Origin of the sequence: Comamonas granuli NBRC 101663, assembly GCF_000739995.1 — a bacterium.
Lineage (GTDB): Bacteria > Pseudomonadota > Gammaproteobacteria > Burkholderiales > Burkholderiaceae_C > Simplicispira > Simplicispira granuli.
Map to the genome: position 1 here is coordinate 367,341 of NZ_BBJX01000004.1, position 16,462 is coordinate 383,802.

Sequence of the window (16,462 nt, forward strand, 5' to 3'; positions counted from 1 at the left end):
GGCCTGGGGCGCGCCGCCTGCGCCAACGGCTCCCTGGGGGAGCCGTTGTTGTTTCCGGCGGCACAGCTCCGGTCCTTAGCCGAAGACGCGCGCGAACCATCCCCGTTTTTCGCGCCGCTGCTCCAGCTCCTGCAGCAGCTCGGCCTTGAGGCGCTCCTTCTCGGTGCGCGGATCGTTCGCCTGGGTCATGCGCATATAGGCTTGGGCGGAATCGACGTAGGCGTGGTCCTCGTTGCGGATGTGGTTGAACAGCCAGCGCGACAGAATGCCGTGCAATTCAACGGCCACGTCTTCCCCGGCATCGAATCGGGCTTTCATCTCGCTCATGCGCCGGGTGAACAGTTCGTGCACCTTCTTGTGCGGACCCGAGAACATGTAGCCGGCGTTTTCCATCAGCGACTCTTCAAAGACGAAGTGCGAGACCGTGTAGTCCAGCATCTCCTCGATGACTTCGCCCAGGGCATCGCGGTCGTGTGAGGTGCGCAGTTCATAGAGCCGGTTGATGTAGTCAACGATGCGCCTGTGCTGCTTGTCGATTTCGGCAATGCCGGTATCCAGTTCGGGAACCCACACGAGTACGGCCATGAAACACTCCTATAACCATAATAAGAATGTGAGTATTCTGGTTTTCCCGCGCTCATGCCTTGATGCAAGTCACGCATCAACCTTCCTGCGGCCCCGCCCGGGTTGGGCCGGGAGGTGGGTGCTGCGTGGAATGGGGGGTAAAAACGGCCTCACAAGCCGCCAATACAGCGCAAGCAGCTATCAAATATGTAGCTATGCCCGAGCGGGTCAGGCATCGCGCACATCGGCCACCGGCGTGTCGCCAAAGTCCGCGCGTGCCAGCCAGGCGAGCACGCGCGCCGCGGCCGCCTCGGGGGAGGCGAGCGTGCCCGTGCTCTGGAGCTGGATGAAGTTCTGCACGTCGGGAAAGGCCGCCGGGTCCGCGCCGCGCAGCTGCGTCTGCATGCCGGTGTCGATGACGCCCGGGGCCAGCGAGCACACCTTGGCGCCGCGGGGCTTGGCCGCCTCGTCCAGCGCCAGGCAGCGCGTGAAATGGTCCATGCCGGCCTTGGCCGCGCAGTAGGCGGCCTGCGAGGCCATGGCGCGCCGGCCCAGGCCCGACGAGATGTTGAGCACCTTGCGCGGCATGTCCCAGCCCTCGGTGGCGCCCAGGAAGGCGGCCGTGAGCTGCATGGGAGCCTCCAGGCCCACGCGCAGGGCCTGGGCCAGGCCTGCCAGGTCCTGGTCGCTGCTGCACTGGGACAGCGGGGCGATGCGCGGGATCACGCCGGCGTTGTTGATCAGCGTGGCGCTGGCGTAGCGGTGGGGGTCCTGCGCGGTCAGCCAGGCGTGCAGGCGCGCCGCCGCCTCGGCGCCCTGGGCGAGGTCCAGCGGCCATTGTTCGAGCTGCGCCCCCGGGGATGCAACCAGCGCGGGATGGGCAGTACGCGCGATGCTGATGAGCGTATGGCCGGCCTGCAGCAGTTGCTGGGCCATGGCCAGGCCCATGCCGCGCGAGCCGCCGGTGAGTATGGTGAGGTGGGTTTGGGTCATGGGCCAATGGTAGCCAGGTCTGCCGCGCACAGCCACTCGACCCAGGCCCCCGTGGCCGGATGGGCCAGGCCCAGGGCGCAGGCATGCAGCAGCAGGCGCGGGGCCATGGCCTGTGTTGCGGCGTCGGCATAGAGCGCGTCGCCGAGGATGGGGTGGCCCAGGGCCGCCAGGTGCACGCGCAACTGGTGGGTGCGGCCCGTGAGCGGCTGCAGGTCCAGCCAGGTGAGGCCGCGCCGCGCATCGTGGCGGGCGATGCGCCAGCGCGTCTGGCTGGGCTTGCCGTGCTCCCGGTCCACCTTTTGCATGGGGCGGCGGGGCCAGTCGGCGCCCAGGGGCAGGTCGATCAGGCTCCAGCCGTCCTGGCCCGGGGCCGCCGGCGGCAGGCCGCGCACCACGGCCTGGTAGCGCTTGTGCACGCGCTGCTCGGCGAAGGCGCTGCCCAGGGTGCGCTGCGCCTGCAGGTGGCGCGCCATGAGCACCAGCCCGGAGGTGGCCTGGTCGAGGCGGTGCACCACCAGGGCGCCGGGCCAGCGCTGCTGGGCGCGGGTGCTCAGGGCGTCCTGCTTGTCCGGCCCGCGCCCGGGCACGCACAGCAGCCCCGCGGGCTTGCGCAGCACCAGCAGGTCTTCGTCGGCATGCAGGCAGTCCACGCCGGCGGCGCCGGGCTCAAGGGCCGCCATGGATGAGCCGGTCCACGGTGTCGCACAGCTCCTGCACGTCGTTGGGCTTGTGGATGAGGGCGCGCGCACCGGCGGCGAGGGCGGCCTGCTCGATCTCGCTGCTCACGTAGCCCGAGGCCAGTGCCACGGGCAGGTCGGGCCGGATCTGGCGCACGGCCTGCAGCACCTCCACGCCCGAGAAGCCAGGCATGTTGTAGTCCGTCACCAGCAGGTGGCAGGCCTGCGGTGCGGCGCGCAGGGCCTGCAGCGCCTCTTGCGGGTCGGTGTAGCCGCTGACGCGGTAGCCGCGCCGGCGCAGCAGGCGCTCGACGAGGAAGACCAGTGCCTGGTCGTCGTCCACGTAGATCACATGCTGCTGCTGCGCCGTACGCGGGGCCGGCGCGGCGGGCACTGCGGGCGCGGGTGTGGGTTCGGTGGGGGCGGGCGCTGCCGGCTGCACGCCACCGGCCGGGAAGTACAGGGTGAAGCAGCTCCCGTGGCCGGGGCTGCTCTGCACGTCCACGGCGCCCGCATGGGTGCGCATCACGCCGTGCACCACGGCCAGGCCCAGGCCCGTGCCCTGGCCCACGCGCTTGGTGGTGAAGAAGGGCTCGAACACGCGCTGCAGGGTGGCGGCGTCCATGCCCGGGCCGTTGTCGCGCACGCTGATGGCCACGTACTCGCCCGCGGGCAGGCCCAGGCGCTCGCACAGGTGTGGCTCCGGGCGCACCGCCGCGGCCTCGACCTGCACGGTGCCGCGCGCCTCGCCGATGGCATGGATGGCGTTGGTGCACAGGTTGACCAGGGCCTGCTCGACCTGCGTGGGGTCGGCCAGCACCACGGGCAGGTGGGGGGCGCAGTGGATGTGCAGGTCTATGCTCGGCGGCAGCGTCACGCGCAGCAGGCGCTCGGTGTCATGCAGTGCCTCGGGCAGGTGCACGGCGCTCAGGCGCGGCGGCTCGTTGCGGCTGAAGGTCAGGATCTGGCGCACCAGGTCGCGCGCGCGCCGCCCGGCCTTTTCGATCTCGCGCAGACTCTCCAGCGCGGCCGAGCCGGGGGCGCAGTCCGCCATGGCCAGGCCCACGTTGCCGAGGATGGCGCCCAGGATGTTGTTGAAGTCATGCGCGATGCCGCCGGCCATGGTGCCCATGGCCTGCATCTTGTGCGATTCGCGCAGTTGCGCCTCCAGTTCGGCGCGCTGCGCCTCGGCGCGCTTGCGGCTCGTGAGGTCGCGCGCAAACACGGTGGTGGTCTCGCCGTCGGCATGGCGCTCGAAGGTGACGCTCACCTCCACCGCCAGGTCCTTGCCCGAGGCGGTGCGCGCGGTCATCTCGCCCAGCATGGCCTGGGTGGTGAGCTGCACGAAGCCCAGGGCATCGGCGGCGCCGGGCAGAAAGCGGTCGAGCCGGCTGCCCAGCGCGTCGCTGGCGCTGCACTGGAAGAGCACCGCCGCCGTGGGGTTGAAGACCGTGATGCGCTGGTGCTGGTCCACGCAGATGATGGCGTCCAGCGCGGAGTTGATGACCGCCTCCAGGCGCTTTTCGCTGGCGTGCAATTGTTCGTTGCGCTCCTGCAGCGCGCGGCGCTCGGCCAGCAGCGGGCCCTGGTCGATCACGGCGCACAGGTATTGGCGCTGCGGCGCCTCGCTGTCCTGGCCCAGGGTGATGCAGGCAATGTGCAGGTCGCCGGTGATGCAGCCGTGCTCGGCGATGCGAAAGGCCACCTCCGTGGCGATGTCCTGCCCCTGCGTGCGCGCCTGCTCGAAGGCGCGGCGCACGCGCGCGCCGTCCTCGGGCGAGACGAAGGGCATGAGCGCGGTGAGCGGCCGGTCCTGCTCCGTGGGCTGGAACGAGCGGTGCGCCATGGCGTTGGCCTGCACGACCATGTCGTATTCGTCCAGCACCATGAGCGAGAGCGGCACGCTGGCGAACAGGGCCTCGAAACGCTCGGACGCCTGCTCTGCCGAGGCCTGGCTGTACTGCAGGACCTTGTTCTGCGCCTCCAGCTCCATCTGGTAGGCACGCAGCTCGTTGACCAGCCGTTCCAGCTCGCCGCCGGAGGCCGCGGGCGGTACATCGGCCGGTGGCGCCACAGGCGCGGGCGCGGGCGCTCCATCGGGTGGGGCGGCCTGGAAGAGGGCGGACAGGTCGGGGCGGCTCATGGCGGCGGGTGGCGGCGCGGCTCGGGCCTGACAGTGTACGCCCCGCCTAGGGTTGCGCGGGCATGCCGGGGGCGCCCACCGACCACTGGCCGATCACGGATTCGACATCGTCCACCTGGCGCACGGCCTGCTCCAGCGCCAGGCCTTGCGCGCGGCTGCGCACGCAGCCCTCGATGAGCACCCAGCGCCGCTGCACCGTGATCCACACGCTGGTGTCGGCAAAGCGCCCGTCCTGCTGGATGAAGCGCACGACTCGCGGGTAGATCTCGCGGTCGTAGAGGTAGGCATTGGGCAGGCGGCAGCGCCCCGAGCGGTAGCAGCTCGTGCCGCGCTCGGCACGCCCGTGGGCCTGCTGGCGTGCCTCTTCGGCGCTGTACACCGGGCCGCTGGGCACGGGGCAGTCCGCCATGCCCGCGGTGACCTGGCCAAACGGGTCGTCGAAGGCATTGCCCGGCACCGGCCCGGCCAGGGCCGGGGCCAGTGCCAGCCAGGCCAGGGCAGCCCACCATGGTTGCGGCATGACGATGGCCCTCCGGGCGCGGTGGATGGCGTACGCGCTCAGTCTGCGGCGTCCACGGGCACGCAGGAGCAGAACAGGTTGCGGTCGCCGTAGACGTTGTCCACGCGGCCCACGGGGGCCCAGTACTTGGATTTGCGCAGGCTGGCCACGGGGTAGGCGGCGACCTCGCGCGCGTAGGGGTGCTTCCAGTCGGCGGCGAGCAGGCTCTCGGCCGTGTGCGGGGCGTTCTTCAGGGGGTTGTCGTCCTGCGGCCAGGTGCCGTTCTCGATGTTCCGGATTTCCTCGCGGATGGCGATCATCGCGGCGATGAAACGGTCGATCTCGGCCAGGTCTTCACTTTCCGTGGGCTCCACCATGAGCGTGTTGGCCACGGGGAAGCTCAGCGTGGGTGCATGGAAGCCGTAGTCGATCAGGCGCTTGGCCACGTCCTCGGCCATCACGCCGCTGCTGTCCTTGAGCTGGCGCAGGTCCAGGATGCACTCGTGCGCCACGTGGCCGTTGGCCGATGCGTAGAGCGTGGGGTAGTGGTCCTTGAGGCGCGCGCTGATGTAGTTGGCGCTGAGGATGGCGGCCTCGGTGGCGGCCGTGAGGCCCTCGGCGCCCATCATGCGGATGTACATCCACGAGATGGGCAGCACGGCGGCGTTGCCCAGGGGCGCGGCGCTCACGGCGCCCGTGCCGCCGGCTACGCCCGCCGTGGCGTGGCCGGGCAGGTAGGGCACCAGGTCTTGCACCACGCACACCGGGCCCACGCCGGGGCCGCCGCCGCCGTGCGGGATGCAGAAGGTCTTGTGCAGGTTCAGGTGGCTCACGTCGCCGCCGAACTCGCCGGGCGCGGCCACGCCGACCAGGGCGTTCATGTTGGCGCCGTCCACGTACACGCGCCCGCCATGGCGGTGCACCAGTTCGCACAGCTCCTTCACCTGGGTCTCGAACACGCCGTGCGTGCTGGGGTAGGTGATCATCACGCAGGCGAGGTTCTGGCTGTGCTGCTCGCACTTGGCTTGCAGGTCGGCCATGTCCACGTTGCCGTTCTCGTCGCACTTGGTGACGACGACCTGCATGCCCACCATCTGCGCACTGGCGGGGTTGGTGCCGTGCGCGCTGCTGGGGATGAGGCAGATGTTGCGGTGCCCCTGGCCCTGTGCGGCGTGGTAGGCCTTGATGGCCAGCAGGCCCGCGTATTCGCCCTGGCTGCCGGCGTTGGGCTGCAGGCTCACGCCCGCGTAGCCCGTGGCCTGGCACAGCCAGGCGCGCAGTTGCTCATCCAATTGGCGGTAGCCCTGCAATTGTTCAGCCGGGGCGAAGGGGTGCACCTGGGCGAACTCGGGCCAGGTGATGGGGATCATCTCGCTGGTGGCGTTGAGCTTCATGGTGCACGAGCCCAGCGGGATCATGCTGCGGTCCAGCGCCAGGTCCTTGTCGGAGAGCTGGCGGATGTAGCGCAGCATGGCCGTCTCGGAGTGGTGCGTGTTGAACACCGGGTGCGTGAGGAAGCGGCTCGTGCGCGCCAGGCTGGCCGGGATGAGGCTGGTGGCGCTGGCGTCGAGCTGCTCCACGCTGGGCTGGGCGGCTTGCGGGGCAAAGGCCTGCCACAGCAGCGCCAGGTCGGCACGCGTGGTGGTTTCGTCCAGCGACACGCCCACGCACTGGCCGCGCAGCAGGCGCAGGTTGATGCCGGCGTCCAGCGCGCGCTGCAGCACGGCGCGGGCGGCGGCGGCACTGCCCAGGTCCACGGTGAGGGTGTCGAAGGCGGTGGCGTGCAGCGGCGCCAGGCCCATCTGCTTGAGGCCCGCGGCCAGGATGGCCGTGAGGCGCGCCACGCGCTGGGCAATGCGCGTGAGGCCCTCGGGGCCGTGGTACACGGCGTACATGCTGGCGATGACGGCGGGCAGCACCTGCGCCGTGCAGATGTTGGAGGTGGCTTTTTCGCGGCGGATGTGCTGCTCGCGCGTCTGCAGCGCCAGGCGGTAGGCGGGCTGGCCGTGCACGTCCACGCTCACGCCCACCAGGCGGCCGGGCAGGCTGCGCTTGTACTCGTCACGGCAGGCCATGAAGGCGGCGTGCGGGCCGCCCGCGCCCATGGGCATGCCAAAGCGCTGCGTGGTGCCGACGACGATGTCGGCGCCCATCTCGCCCGGGGCCTTGAGCAGGGTGAGGGCCAGCAGGTCGGCCGCCAGGATGAAGGCGGCGCCCTTGGCGTGGATGAGGTCGGCGCTCAGCTGCCAGTCGGCCAGCCAGCCGCTGGAGCCGGGGTACTGGTTGAGGGCGGCGAAGTAGTCGTCCTGGCCGATGGCGGCCATCCATTCGTCGCTGGAGCGGATGACCTTGACGGTGAGGCCCAGCGGCGCGGCGCGCGTCTGGATGACCTCGATGGTCTGCGGGTGGCAGTCGCCGCTGACGATGAACACATTGCCCTTGGCCCGGACCGAGCGCTTGGCCAGCGTCATGGCCTCGGCGGCGGCAGTGGCTTCGTCGAGCATGGAGGCGTTGGCCATGGGCATGGCCGTGAGGTCGCACACCATGGTCTGGAAGTTGACCAGGGCTTCCATGCGGCCCTGCGAGATTTCGGCCTGGTAGGGCGTGTAGGCCGTGTACCAGGCGGGGTTCTCCAGCACGTTGCGCAGGATCACGCCTGGCGTGTGCGTGCCGTAGTAGCCCTGGCCGATGTAGTTCTTGAGCAGGCGGTTCTGGCCCGCGATGGCCTTGAGCTCGGCCAGCGCCTGCGCCTCGGTGGCGGGGGCGGGCAGGTCCATGCCGCGGCTGCGGGCGATGGAGCGCGGCACGATGGAGTCGATGAGCGCGCGGCGCGAGGCCTCGCCGATCACGCTGAGCATGTGCGCCTCGTCGGCGGCGGCTATGCCGATGTGGCGGGGCAGGAATTCGGCCGCGTTTTCCAGCGCGGACAGGGACGGGGCGGCAGGCGCGTTCATGGGGCCAATCTCGGGGAAGCTATGAAAAAAGAAGCTGCTGGCGCTTGTTCTGAAAGGGTTTCAGGTAGTTTTTATCCTGAAAGTTCCTTTGAGAAAGCGTGAGCAGCTATTGTTTTAAGAGCAGTGCAGTTCAGGCGCTGGCGGCAAAGCTGCCGTAGGCCGTCTCGTCCATCAGGGCGTCGAGCTCGGCCGGGTTGGCCAGCTTGACCTTGAAGAACCAGCCCGCGCCCAGCGGGTCGCTGTTGGCGAGAGAGGGGTCGGCGCGCAACTGCTCGTTGACCTCCACGACCTCGCCCGTGACGGGCATGTACACGTCGGCGGCGGCCTTGACCGACTCGACCACGCCGGCCACGTCGCCCTGGGCAAAGCTCTTGCCCACCTCGGGCAGGTCCACGAAGACCACGTCGCCCAGCGCATCCTGCGCGTGCACGGTGATGCCCACCACGGCCGCGCTGGCGTCGGCGGCGTTGACCCACTCATGGTCCTTGGAATACTTGATGCTCATAGGAAGGCTCCAGAAAAGAAGAGAAAGTTTGCGAGAGAGGCCGAAGGCGCACTGTAGCCGCCCCGGCCGTCCTGGGGAACAGGGGCTTTGCCTCAGCCGCGGTGGTAGCGCGGGGGCAGGAAGGGCGTGGCCGCCACCTCCATGGGCACGGGCTTGCCGCGCACCAGGGCGTTGACGCGCGTGCCCACCGCCGCCAGCGCCGGGGGCAGGTAGCCCAGGGCAATGGGCTTGTCCACGCTGGGGCCCAGCAGGCCGCTGGTGACTTCGCCCACCGGCTGACCGTCGAGGCTGTGCAGGGCGGTGTGCTCGCGCACCGGCACGCGCTCGAGCGCCACCAGGCCCACGCGCTTGCGCGCCAGCAGCGCGGGCTGGTCGATCTGTGCGAGCACCTTGTCCGCCCCCGGGAAGCCCCCGGCGCGCGCGCCGCCCGTGCGGCGCACCTTCTGGATGGCCCAGTTCAGGGCCGCCTCGGGCGGGGTGGTGGTGCTGTCGATGTCGTTGCCGTAGAGGCACAGGCCGGCCTCCAGGCGCAGCGAGTTGCGCGCGCCCAGGCCGATGGGTTGGACCTCCGGCTGGGCCAGCAGGGCGCGGGCCAGGGCCTCGGTGTGGGCGCCGGGCACGGAGATCTCGAAGCCGTCCTCGCCGGTATAGCCGCTGCGCGTGATGAACAGGGTGCAGCCGTTCCAGTCGAAGTGGCCGCCGCTCATGAACACGAGCTGCTCCACGCCGGGCACCAGGCGCGCCAGCGCCGCGGCCGCCTGCGGGCCCTGCAGCGCCAGCAGGCCCTGCTCCGGCAGGGGCAGCACCTGGCAGCGCTGGCCGATGTGCTGCTGGATGTGGGCGATGTCGCCCGCCTTGCAGGCGCCGTTGACGATGACGAACAGCTCGTCCTGCGCCACGCGGAAGAACATCAGGTCGTCGATGATGCCGCCTGCGTCGTTGAGCAGCAGGCCGTAGCGCTGCTTGCCCACGGGCAGGTCGATCACGTCCACGGGCATCAGCGTCTCGAAGGCGGCGGCGGCCTGCGGGCCGACCAGGCGCAACTGGCCCATGTGCGAGACGTCGAACAGCCCGGCCTGTGCGCGCGTGTGCAGGTGCTCGGCCATCAGGCCGGCGGGGTATTGCACGGGCATGGAGTAGCCCGCAAAGGGCACCATGCGGGCGCCCAGCTCCAGGTGCAGGGCGTTGAGGGGCGTGGTCAGCAAGGGGGTGGGGGCAGGGGCGGACATGGCGGTTCTCCAGGGCAAATGCGGACCGTGGCCACCCGCAGGAAGGGCGTGGCCACGGAATCTGCCCTGCTGTCCTCTTTACCTGAGAGATTCACCCCACGGTGGCGGGGCTTGCTCCTTCGGTGGGCGCCCGGCGGGCGCCTCTCTCCAGCAAGGAAACGCCCGCATCGCTGCGGGCGGGCTGCCAGTCCTTTTGCCTGAGCGTTTGGCAAGCAGCCTGCGCCTTCGGCGGCCCGCGGCGTGCGCGCGGGCTCTCTCCTGACTGTCGCGCATTCTACCCCCCGCCGCACGCCATTGCGCTAAGCTGCGATCCCCTTTTGAGCAGCAGCAGCACCATGGCAGACACCAGCAGCGACACCCCCGCCGGAGCGCGGGGCCTGGAATTTCCCTGCGGCCCGGCACCGCACACGGGCAGCGCCAAGGAGGTCGCCCCCGGCGTGTGGTGGATACGCATGCCCCTGCCGTTCGCGCTCAACCACATCAACCTGTGGGCGCTGCGCGACGGCGACGGCTGGGCGCTGGTGGACACCGGCATCGGCGCGCCCGACACGGCGGCCGCCTGGCAGCAGTTGTTCGCCGGTGCGCTGCCGGGGCCGGTGACGCGCGTGTTCGTCACCCACATGCACCCGGACCACATCGGCATGGCCGGCTGGCTCACGCGCAAGTTCGGCTGCCGCCTGTGGATCAGCCGGCTCGAATACCTGAGCTGCCGCGCCCTGGGGGCCGACACCGGGCGCGAGGCGCCGGACGACGCCATTGCCTTCTACCGCCGTGCCGGCTGGGACGAGGAGGCCCTGGAGACCTACCGCGCCCGCTTTGGCGGCTTCGGCAAGATGGTGTACGCCCTGCCCGACAGCTTCCGGCGCCTGCGCGACGGCGAGGAGATCACGATAGGCGCGCACACCTGGCGCGTGGTGATGGGCAACGGCCATTCGCCCGAGCACGCCTGCCTGTACTGCCCGGCGCTGCAATTGCTGATTTCGGGAGACCAGGTGCTGCCCGGCATCTCGTCCAATGTGTCGGTGTTCCCCGCCGAGCCGGACGCCAACCCGCTGGCCGACTGGCTCGCCTCGCTGGACAAGCTTGAGCGCGAAGTGCCCGCCGGCGTGCTGGTGCTGCCCTCGCACAACGAGCCGTTTCGCGGCCTGCACCAGCGCATTGCCGCGCTGCGGGGCAGCCAGCACCAGGCCCTGGAGCGGCTGCGCCAGGCCTTGGCGCAGCCGCGGCGCGCCGTCGATGTGTATGGCGCGCTGTTTGCCCGCCCCATCACCGCCGACCACCAGCTCATGAGCATGGCCACGGGCGAGAGCCTGGCCCACCTCAACTACCTGGTGGCCAGCGGCGAGGCCCGCGCCGCCCTGGGGGAGGACGGCTGCACCTGGTACCGCAGGGCCTGAGCGCGGCTATCGGGCAAACACCAGGTCGCGCAGGAACAGCGAGAGCTGCGGCACGTAGGTGATGACCATCAGGCAGGCGAGGATCACGCCCACGAAAGGCAGCAGGTGGGCCACGATGCGGTCGAGCGAGATGCGCGCGACCGTGCAGGCGGCAAACAGGTTCACGCCGAAGGGCGGGGTGATCATGCCCAGCGCCAGGTTGACCACCATGATCAGGCCGAAGTGCACCGGGTCGATGCCGAAGTGCTGCGCCACCGGCGCCAGGATGGGGCCCAGCACGATGATGGCGGCGCTGGTCTCGATGAACATGCCGATGACGAACAGCGCCAGGTTCACGCCCAGCAGGAAGAGGGCGGGCGTCTGCAGCACCTGTTCGAGCCAGCGGCCGATGGCGTCGGGCACCCCGGCGCGCGTGATGAGAAAGGCGAACAGCCCTGCGTTGGCGATGATGAACATGATCACCGCGGACGACACCGCCGACTTGCGCAGCACGGCCAGCAGGTCCACCACACCGATCTCGCGGTAGATCAGCATGCCCACCACCAGCGCGTAGAACACCGCGACGGCCGAGGCCTCGGTGGGCGTGAACACGCCGCCATAGATGCCGCCCAGGATGATCACGGGCATGAGCAGCGCCCAGCCCGCCTGCCACAGCGCGCGGCCGAAGGGCATGCGCCCGTCGCCGTCGTTCTTGCCCCAGCCCTTGTACTTGCAATAGCCCCACACGAACAGCATCAGCGCCCCGCTGATCAGCAGGCCGGGGCCGAAGCCCGCGATGAACAGTTCGCCGATGGAGACCTCGGCGCTCACGCCGTAGAGGATCATGGGGATGGAGGGCGGAATGATCACCCCCAGCTCCGCGCTCGTGGCCTGCAGGGCCGCGGCGTAGCTGGTGGGGTAGCCGTGCTTGATGAGCGCCGGGATCAGGATGGCGCCGATGGCGAAGGTGGTGGCCACCGAGGAGCCCGACACCGCGGCAAAAATCATGCAGGTGAGCACGCAGGTCATGGGCAGGCCGCCCTGCACGCCGCCGACGATGCTCTTGGCGAAATCGACCAGGCGGCGCGAGATGCCGCCCGTCTCCATCAGGTTGCCCGCGAGGATGAAGAACGGAATCGCCGCGAGCGGAAACTTGTTGATCGCGCCGAACATCTCCTTCACCGAGAGCAGCATGTTGGCGTTGGCCACCTGGATGCCCAGGATGGAGGCCAGCCCGATGGACACGGCCACCGAGATCGACAGCGCAAAGCACAGCGCCATCGTGAGAATCATCACCGTGCTCATTGCGCCGTCTCCAGCTCTTCGCGGCGCGGGTCGAGCAGGTTGCCGATGATGCCCGGAATGCTGAACACGCCGCCCACGGGAATGGCCAGGTAGGCCCAGAACATGGAGAGCGACTCCAGCCCCGCCATGGTCTGCACGCCGCCGCGGCGCGCGTAGTCCCAGCCCCACCAGATCAGCACGCCCATGAGCGTGAGCGAGGCGAGGCAGACCACCGCGTCGAGCACGCGGCGCAGTGCCGGCGGGCTCCAGCGGTAGAGCACGTCCACGCTGACCATGGCGCCCTGGCGGAAGGCCACCGGGATGGCGAGGAACACCATCCAGATCAGGCTGAAGCGGATCAGCACCTCCGTCCACTCGGCCGGCTCTTCAAAGACGAAGCGCATCAGGATCTGGAACATGCCCAGGCTGGAGGCCAGCGCCAGCATGGCGCAGGCCCCCGCCAGGGCCAGGCCGGAACTCCAGCGCTCGCAGGTAAGGACAAAGGATTTCATGCGCAGCCCACGATCATCATTAGCATAAAAAAACGCCCGCAGGGCAAGCTCCACGGGCGGTAGCAGCTACAAAAACCGTAGCTTCACTTGTAGTTGCGGATCTTGTCGAGGTTGGCCTTGCCGAACTCTTTCTCGAACTGCGCATTCACCGGCGCCAGCGCGGCGACGAAGCGGGACTTGTCCAGGTCGTCGATCACCGTCATGCCCTTGGCGCGCAGATCGGCCACGCCCTTGGCGTCGTCCTCGTCCACCTTGGCGCGGTTGGCCCGGGCGCCTTCCTTGGCAGCCTCCAGAAAGGCCTGCTTGTCGGCGGCCGGGAGCTTGTCGAACACCCCCTTGTTCATCAGGAAGATGCAGGGCGAGTACACATGGCCGGTGAGCGAGAGGTGCTTTTGCACCTGGTCGAACTTGGCCGAGATGATCACCGACAGCGGGTTCTCCTGCCCGTCCACCGTGCCCTGCTGCAGCGCAGTGAACACCTCGGGGAAGGCCATGGGCGTGGTAATGATGCCAAAGCCCTTGTAGGCGGCGATGTGGATGGGGTTCTCCATGGTGCGCATCTTCAGGCCCTTGAGGTCCTCGGGCGCGCGCACGTCGCGCTTGCTGTTCGTCATGTGGCGGAAGCCGTTTTCCGCCCAGGCCAGGGCCTTGATGCCCTTGCCGTCGAACTTGGTCATCAGCTCCTGGCCGATGGGGCCGTCGAGCACGGCACGTGCATGGGCCTTGTCGCGGAACAGGAAGGGGATGTCGATGATCTTGGTCTCGGGAACGAAATTGGGAATGGGGCCCGAGGAGGTGAACACCAGCTCCTGCGTGCCCAGTTGCACGGCCTCGATGGCCTCGCGTTCACCGCCCAGGGCGCCGTTGTAGAACGTCTGGATGCGGTAACGCCCGCCCGTGCGCTTCTCGACCTCCTTGGCAAAGACGTCTATGGCCACGCCCTGGTGCGAGGCCTGCGCCGTGGCGATGCTGATGCGCATGGTGGTCTGCGCCGAAGCGGCGAAGGAAATGCCCAGCGCGAGCCCCAGGCCCAGGGCGAGTTTGGTCAGATGCATGGTGTCTCCTGCAATGGTGCGAATGCGGACGGGCCATTATGGAGACGACGCCGCCTGCGCTGCATCCGGGTTTTGCCGAGCAAAGAGGAAAATTTCATGAATATTTTGAACGGGGGGCGTGAAATGCCCCGGCCGCCGTCCTGGCCAACCCCCCACCCAGCGGTAACCGGGTGGGGGCTCGCCCATGCCGCACGCTCCGGTAAGAGCGCCTTGTGGGGAGAAGTATGGCCCGCGGGTGGCAGATGAATTTGCTGAACTTCTTTTGAAATTAGATCTTTATAGAAAGATTTTCTGCAAAAAGAAGAATTCATGAATAATCCGGCACATGGACCGCCTTGACAGAAAAATCCTCTCCGTCCTGCAGGCCAATGCCCGCGCCAGCCTGCAGGAGATCGGCGCCGCCGTGGGGCTGAGCCCCTCGCCTTGCTGGGGCCGCATCAAGAAGATGGAGGAGGCCGGTGTCATCGAGGGCTATACCGTGCGCCTGAACCCCCTGGCCCTGGGTCTGGGCGATACCGTGCTCGTCATGGTCACGCTGGACAGCCACTCCGACAACACGCTGGAGAAATTCGGCGAAGTGCTGGCCACCATCCCCGAGGTGGTGGAGGCCCACCTCGTCTCGGGCGACTACGACTACCTGCTGCGCGTGGTCGTCAAGGACACGCGCGACTATGAGCGCCTGCTGCGCGAGAAGCTCTATAAGATCAAGGGTATACGCCACAGCCGCTCCAGCTTCGTGCTGCGCACGCTCAAAAAGGCCGACCTGCCGCTGGGCGCGGGCGCATAGTGGCGCACCACGGCTCCCCCGCGCCGCAGGACAATCCCCCGGTGATCCGCAAGACCGCCTTATTCCCTTTTCTCGCCTGGCCGCGCCCGGACCGTGCGCTGCTGCGCGGCGAAGCCCTGGCCGGGCTGACCGTGGGCCTCATGGTCATCCCCCAGGGCGTCGCCTACGCGGCGCTGGCCGGCATGCCGCTGGTCACGGGCATTTATGCCTCCATGCTGCCCGCGCTGGTGGCCGTGCTGTTCAGCGCGTCGGTGCGCCTGTCGGTCGGTCCCACGGCGCTCAGTTGCCTGCTCATCGCCTCGGGCCTGAGCCCGCTGGCCCAGCCCGGCTCGCCGCAATGGATTGCGCTGGCCGTGTGGCTGGCCCTGCTGTCCGGCCTGCTGCAGATCGCTCTGGGCTTCATGCGCTTCGGCTGGCTGCTCAACCTGGTCAACTCGCCGGTGCTCATGGCCTTCACCCAGGCAGCGGCGCTGCTCATCATCGGCTCGCAGCTCAAGGGCCTGCTCGGCGTGGGCGCCTCCTGGGCGGACTGGTGGGCGGCGCCCCGCGTCCACGGCCCGTCGCTGGCGTTCGGGCTCGGCAGCCTGGTGCTGCTGTACCTGGCGCAGCGCTGGCGGCCCGCGTTTCCCTCGGTGCTGGTCGTCGTGCTGGCCAGCGCCGGCCTTTCATGGGCCACAGGCTACGAAGCGGGCGGCGGCCAGGTCGTGGGCCCCGTACCGGCGGGCCTGCCGGCCCTGTACTGGCCGCGCTGGCCCGGGTTGGAAACCCTGGGCCAGTTGGTGCTGCCCACGCTGGTGCTCACGCTGGTGAGCTTTCTGGAGACCGCCTCCAGCGCCAAGGTGGACAGCGAGGCCCAGGGCCGCCGCTGGGACCAGAACCAGGACCTGATCGGCCAGGGCCTGGGCAAGATCGCCGCGGGCCTCAGCGGCGCCTTTCCCACCAGCTCCTCGTTCTCGCGCTCGGCGCTCAACCTGTATGCCGGCGCGCAGACGGGCTGGGCCACCATTTTCTCCGTGGCCGTCGTGTTCATGGCGCTGCTCGTCTTCACGCCGGTGCTGCGCTACGTGCCCCAGCCGGTGCTGGCGGCCATCGTGCTGGTGGCGGTGGTGGGCCTGGTCAGGCCGCGCGGCTTCGTGCGCCTGTGGCGCATCGCGCGCGTCGAGGCCGTCACCGCGCTTGCCACGTTCGCCATCACGTTGCTCGCTGCACCCCAGTTGTACTGGGGCGTGCTGGCCGGCGTGCTGATGGCGCTGAGCCACTTCCTGTACCAGCGCCTGCACCCGCGCATCATCGAGGTCGGCCTGCACCCGGACGGCAGCTTACGCGACCGCCATCTCTGGCATCTGGACGCCCTGGCGCCCGACACCTATGCCCTGCGCATGGACGCCGCCCTGGACTTCGCCGCGGCCGCGGCCTTCGAGCGCGCCATCCTGGAGCACCTGGCCCAGGCACCGCACACCCGGCACGTGTGCCTGTTCGCCCAGCCCATCAACCGCATCGACGCCACCGGCGTGGACGCCTTCCTCAAGATCTGCGCCCATTTGCGCGCCCACGGCATCGTGCTGCACCTCAGCGGCCTGAAGCTGCCCGTGGAAACCACCCTGCGCCGTGCCGGCTGGCCAGGCGCCGGGCCGGGCCTGCACCTGTACCGCACGGAAGCCGACACCCTGGCGGCACTGGCGCGCCTGCATCCCGAGCCGGGGGATATGGCGGCGGCGATGATCTGAGGCCCGCAGCGCCGGGACCAGGCCCGGGAATAGGCGGCGGTGGGAGGTGTTTTGCGATGTGCCGCGGTGCGGCTCTGGCCTGCCCGGAGGGACTCGAACCCCCGACCTATAGCTTAGAAGGCTATTGCTCTATCCAGTTGAGCTACGGGCAGGTGTG

At 69.3% G+C, this 16,462-nt stretch carries 14 protein-coding genes, 1 tRNA gene and 2 riboswitches; of the genes, 3 read left to right on the forward strand and 12 right to left on the reverse strand.

Annotated features, from left to right (window positions below):
* Positions 1-75: 75 nt before the first annotated feature.
* The 8 genes from CGR01S_RS05060 to gcvT form a co-directional block, all read right to left on the reverse strand.
* Positions 76-585, reverse strand: a complete 510-nt coding sequence (locus tag CGR01S_RS05060; RefSeq protein ID WP_042423142.1) for a bacteriohemerythrin — start codon at positions 583-585, stop codon at positions 76-78.
* A 207-nt stretch (positions 586-792) separates the two neighbouring features.
* Complete coding sequence (locus tag CGR01S_RS05065) at positions 793-1,557, reverse strand: SDR family NAD(P)-dependent oxidoreductase (RefSeq protein WP_042423145.1); 765 nt, start codon at positions 1,555-1,557, stop codon at positions 793-795.
* The gene (locus tag CGR01S_RS05070; RefSeq protein WP_042423148.1) at positions 1,554-2,237 is read right to left on the reverse strand and encodes an RluA family pseudouridine synthase; all 684 of its coding nucleotides are present in this window, start codon (positions 2,235-2,237) and stop codon (positions 1,554-1,556) included. Before CGR01S_RS05070 ends, CGR01S_RS05065 begins: the two co-directional genes overlap by 4 nt.
* On the reverse strand, positions 2,224-4,377 hold the full coding sequence (locus tag CGR01S_RS05075) for a PAS domain-containing hybrid sensor histidine kinase/response regulator (protein WP_042423151.1): 2,154 nt from the start codon (positions 4,375-4,377) through the stop codon (positions 2,224-2,226). Before CGR01S_RS05075 ends, CGR01S_RS05070 begins: the two co-directional genes overlap by 14 nt.
* Before the next feature lie 46 nt (positions 4,378-4,423).
* Positions 4,424-4,897: a BON domain-containing protein gene (locus tag CGR01S_RS05080; protein ID WP_042423154.1), complete on the reverse strand. Its 474-nt coding sequence runs from the start codon at positions 4,895-4,897 to the stop codon at positions 4,424-4,426.
* A 38-nt stretch (positions 4,898-4,935) separates the two neighbouring features.
* Positions 4,936-7,830 (reverse strand): aminomethyl-transferring glycine dehydrogenase, encoded by a 2,895-nt coding sequence (gene gcvP / locus CGR01S_RS05085; protein ID WP_042423156.1) that lies wholly within the window; start codon positions 7,828-7,830, stop codon positions 4,936-4,938.
* 130 nt (positions 7,831-7,960) lie between these two features.
* A complete protein-coding gene (gene gcvH / locus CGR01S_RS05090) occupies positions 7,961-8,335 on the reverse strand; it encodes a glycine cleavage system protein GcvH (protein WP_042423158.1) in 375 nt (124 codons plus the stop codon).
* Between the two features lie 92 nt (positions 8,336-8,427).
* Positions 8,428-9,564 carry a glycine cleavage system aminomethyltransferase GcvT gene (gcvT, locus tag CGR01S_RS05095; protein WP_042423160.1) on the reverse strand — a complete coding sequence of 379 codons (1,137 nt, stop codon included), beginning with the start codon at positions 9,562-9,564 and terminating at the stop codon, positions 8,428-8,430.
* A gap of 59 nt (positions 9,565-9,623) precedes the next feature.
* A riboswitch (glycine riboswitch) is annotated at positions 9,624-9,725 on the reverse strand.
* 18 nt (positions 9,726-9,743) lie between these two features.
* Positions 9,744-9,835, reverse strand: a riboswitch (glycine riboswitch).
* Between the two features lie 64 nt (positions 9,836-9,899).
* On the opposite strand from gcvT, the gene CGR01S_RS05100 reads away from it, so the two are divergent.
* Positions 9,900-10,961, forward strand: coding sequence for an MBL fold metallo-hydrolase (locus tag CGR01S_RS05100; protein WP_042423497.1), 1,062 nt, complete (start codon positions 9,900-9,902; stop codon positions 10,959-10,961).
* A gap of 6 nt (positions 10,962-10,967) precedes the next feature.
* On the opposite strand, the gene CGR01S_RS05105 is transcribed toward CGR01S_RS05100, so the two are convergent.
* From CGR01S_RS05105 to CGR01S_RS05115, 3 genes are all read right to left on the reverse strand, one after another.
* Positions 10,968-12,245, reverse strand: a complete 1,278-nt coding sequence (locus CGR01S_RS05105) for a TRAP transporter large permease (RefSeq protein ID WP_042423162.1) — start codon at positions 12,243-12,245, stop codon at positions 10,968-10,970.
* Entirely contained in the window at positions 12,242-12,736 is a 495-nt protein-coding gene (locus tag CGR01S_RS05110) for a TRAP transporter small permease (RefSeq protein WP_042423164.1), read from the reverse strand. Before CGR01S_RS05110 ends, CGR01S_RS05105 begins: the two co-directional genes overlap by 4 nt.
* Positions 12,737-12,819: 83 nt before the next feature.
* Entirely contained in the window at positions 12,820-13,791 is a 972-nt protein-coding gene (locus CGR01S_RS05115) for a TRAP transporter substrate-binding protein (protein WP_042423166.1), read from the reverse strand.
* A 325-nt stretch (positions 13,792-14,116) separates the two neighbouring features.
* On the opposite strand from CGR01S_RS05115, the gene CGR01S_RS05120 reads away from it, so the two are divergent.
* Together CGR01S_RS05120 and CGR01S_RS05125 are read left to right on the forward strand one after the other, a co-directional pair.
* Entirely contained in the window at positions 14,117-14,578 is a 462-nt protein-coding gene (locus CGR01S_RS05120) for an Lrp/AsnC family transcriptional regulator (protein ID WP_042423169.1), read from the forward strand.
* A 41-nt stretch (positions 14,579-14,619) separates the two neighbouring features.
* Positions 14,620-16,305 (forward strand): SulP family inorganic anion transporter, encoded by a 1,686-nt coding sequence (locus CGR01S_RS05125; protein ID WP_042423499.1) that lies wholly within the window; start codon positions 14,620-14,622, stop codon positions 16,303-16,305.
* Positions 16,306-16,380: 75 nt separating this feature from the next.
* Here the strand turns inward: CGR01S_RS05125 and CGR01S_RS05130 are convergent.
* Positions 16,381-16,457, reverse strand: a tRNA-Arg gene (locus CGR01S_RS05130).
* Positions 16,458-16,462 lie beyond the last annotated feature (5 nt).